Genomic DNA, 3,171 nt, shown 5'->3' on the forward strand with positions numbered 1-3,171 from the left:
CGCCCGCCGCCTTCAGCGCCGCGCTGTTCGCCCAGGCGGCGTGCCCGTCCGCGCGTTGCAGCCACACCGGCCGGTCACCCACCGCCGCGTCCAGCTCGGCGGCCGTCGGGAACCGGCCGAGCCCCCATTTCTCCTGGTTCCAACCGCCGCCCAGCACCCATTTGCGCTCCGGATTGGCGTCGGCATAGGCCCTGATCCGTGCCTGCGCGTCCGCCAGCGAAACGCTGTCCGAAAGGTCCAGCGCCAGCGCGCGGAATCCCAGCTCCATGACATGCCCGTGCGCGTCGATCATCCCGGGCAGCAGCACGCGCCCCTTCATGTCCGCGCGCCAATCGAGCCTGGCGGGGCGCTTGTCAGCGGCGCCCAGCAGCGCCGTCACCTTGCCGTCCGCGCTCATCAGCAGCCCGGTGAAGCGGACCACATGCCCCTGCCGGTCCAGCGTGACGCCATTGACGTTGTCGACCAGCGCGTCGGCGAGCGCGGGGGTGGAGAGGGTCAGCACGATGGCGACCAGCGGCTTGAGCATCGGCGGTCGTTAAGCCCCGTTTCCCCGCCGCGCCAGATGGTCTAGCCGACCGCCATGGCCACCCAGTTCCACGCCACCGACGCGGCCCTGCCCGTCACGATCGACGACGTCCACGCCGCCCATGCCCGCATCGCCGACGCGATCGTCCGCACGCCGACGCTGATCAGCCGGACGCTGTCCCAGCTGACCGGTGCCACGGTCTATCTCAAGTTCGAGAACCTCCAGTTCACCGCCGCCTACAAGGAGCGCGGCGCGCTCAACACGCTGCTGCAATTGTCGGACGCGGCGAAGGCCGTCGGCGTGATCGCCGCCTCGGCGGGCAATCACGCGCAGGGGCTGGCCTATCACGCGGCGCGGCTCGGCGTGCCCGCGACCATCGTGATGCCGCGCAACACCCCCACGGTGAAGGTGACGCAGACCGCGGGGCACGGCGCCACGATCATCCTGGAGGGCGACACGTTCGACGCCGCCTACGCCCATGCCCGCATGCTGGAGGCCGCCCAGGGCCTCACCTTCGTTCACCCCTTCGATGATCCGCGCATCATCGCCGGTGCCGGCACCACGGCGATCGAGATGCTGGCCGACGCGCCCGCGATCGACTGTTTCGTCACCCCGATCGGCGGCGGCGGGCTGATCAGCGGCATGGCCACCGTCGCGCGCGCGCAGTCTTCCAGGAACGGGGCCCGCCGGATCGAGGTGATCGGCGTGGAGGCGCGGCTGTTCCCGTCGATGTACAACCGGATGCGCGGCACGAACCTGCCATGCGCGGGCGACACGCTGGCGGAGGGCATCGCGGTCAAGGAGCCGGGCGGCATCACCGCGCGGCTGGTGCAGGCGCTGGTCGACGACATCGTCCTGGTCTCCGAGCGCCGGCTGGAGGAGGCGGTGGCGCTGCTGCTCCAGATCGAGAAGACGGTGGTGGAGGGCGCGGGCGCGGCGGGCCTGGCGGCGCTGCTCGCCTATCCCGAGCGTTTCCGGGGCAAGACGGTGGGCGTGGTGCTGTGCGGCGGCAATATCGACACGCGACTGCTCGCCAACGTCCTGTTGCGCGATCTCGCGCGGTCGGGCCGGCTGGCACGGCTGCGCATCCGCCTGCAGGACATCCCCGGCGCGTTGTTCCAGGTCGCCCGCATCTTCGATCAGGAGCGGATCAACATCATCGAGGTGTACCACCAGCGCGTGTTCACGACACTGCCCGCCAAAGGCCTGGTCACCGACATCGAGTGCGAGGCAAGGGACCGTGCCCACCTCGACCGGTTGATCGCCGCATTGGGCGAAGCCGGCTACGAGGTGAGCACGGTAGAGCTGGCCTAGCGGCTGGAGGCCTTGTCGTCCTTGGTCGCCGCGACGACGACGATCGCGGCGATGCCGGCGACGATCGCCAGCGCGTAAATCCCGGCGGCCCCGCCCCCGGCGATCCGGCTGGAGCCGTGCGTCGAGGTGGACGCGCGCGCGGCGGGCGCGATCGACAACGAGGCCGCGGGATTGGCGACCGGTGCCGCCGAGGCCGCGACGGGGGCCGCGACGAGCGCCGTGGCGGCGGCGAGATGAGACAGAATATGCATCGGCGGCTCCCTTTGATACAATCCCGTAACAGCCCTGGCTGACGGTAGTTCCTTCCGTAGCGCGCAATTTCCAACGGGACAACGTCGACGGCGTTAACGCTCTTTCGTGGTAAAGCCGCTTTTCAGCGTGGCGGCGACGCCCCATAGGAGCGGGGCGGCGCGCGGCGCCCGTAGATCAGGAGCTTGCCCGCCGGTGACCGCGCCGTTCCGCTTTCCGCGCTTCTTCGTCACCAGCCCACAGCCATGCCCGTATCTGCCGGGCCGGCAGGAGCGCAAGGTGTTCACCGAGCTGAACGGTCCGCATGCCGCCGAGCTCAACGACGCGCTCGGCCGGATCGGGTTTCGCCGCAGCCAGTCGGTCGCCTACCGCCCCAGCTGCGCGGGCTGCGCGGCCTGCGTGTCCGTGCGCGTCTTTACGCCCGATTGGACTCCCAACGCGACGCAGCGCAAGCTGCTCAAGCGCCACGCCGATGTGGAGGTCACCGCGTGCCGGCCATGGGCGACCGACGAGCAGTTCCGCCTGCTGCGCCGCTATCTCGCCAGTCGCCATCCCGGCGGCGGCATGACGGGCATGGACGAGGACGACTTCGCCGACATGGTGGAGCACTCCCCCGTCAATTCGCTGGTGCTCGAATATCGCGAGCCGACGGTGCGTGGCCGGCGTGGCAGCCTGATCGGCGCCTGCCTCACCGATCGGCAGGCGGACGGGCTGTCGATGATCTACAGCTTCTTCGCCGCCGACGACGAGCGCCGGCCCGGCCTGGGCAATTTCATCATCATGGACCACATCATCCGCGCGCGCGACGCCGGCCTGCGCTACGTCTATCTCGGCTATTGGGTGAAGGGCTCCAGCCGGATGGCGTACAAGGTGCGCTACCGCCCGATCGAGGTGCTCGGCCCGGCCGGCTGGCGGACGCTGACCGACGCGGAGATCGCCGCGCGCGCCTGGGCCTAGGGGTTGTCCTGTTCGGACCGGACCCTGACCCGTCAGCACCTGACTATGACAGACCCTAATCGGCGACGCTGACCGCGACGTCGACGTCCAGCGCCTCGCCGCCCTCGCCCAGCCGCGAGCCCGCG

At 70.3% G+C, this 3,171-nt stretch carries 4 protein-coding genes; 2 read left to right on the forward strand and 2 right to left on the reverse strand.

Annotated features, from left to right (window positions below; translation table 11 throughout):
• Positions 1-526 (reverse strand): amidohydrolase family protein (locus HUU95_RS12150; RefSeq protein ID WP_174280342.1); only part of this gene is annotated, 526 nt, incomplete at its 3' end.
• Between the two features lie 54 nt (positions 527-580).
• Here HUU95_RS12150 and HUU95_RS12155 point away from each other — a divergent pair.
• A complete protein-coding gene (locus tag HUU95_RS12155) occupies positions 581-1,840 on the forward strand; it encodes a threonine ammonia-lyase (RefSeq protein ID WP_174280343.1) in 1,260 nt (419 codons plus the stop codon).
• Here the strand turns inward: HUU95_RS12155 and HUU95_RS12160 are convergent.
• Positions 1,837-2,091 (reverse strand): hypothetical protein, encoded by a 255-nt coding sequence (locus HUU95_RS12160; protein WP_174280344.1) that lies wholly within the window; start codon positions 2,089-2,091, stop codon positions 1,837-1,839. The genes HUU95_RS12155 and HUU95_RS12160 overlap by 4 nt on opposite strands.
• Positions 2,092-2,284: 193 nt before the next feature.
• Here HUU95_RS12160 and HUU95_RS12165 point away from each other — a divergent pair, with 193 nt between their 5' ends.
• The gene (locus HUU95_RS12165) at positions 2,285-3,046 is read left to right on the forward strand and encodes an arginyltransferase (RefSeq protein WP_174280345.1); all 762 of its coding nucleotides are present in this window, start codon (positions 2,285-2,287) and stop codon (positions 3,044-3,046) included.
• The last annotated feature ends 125 nt before the right edge of the window (positions 3,047-3,171 follow it).

The organism is Sphingomonas bacterium (genome assembly GCF_903643065.1).
Lineage (GTDB): Bacteria > Pseudomonadota > Alphaproteobacteria > Sphingomonadales > Sphingomonadaceae > Sphingomonas.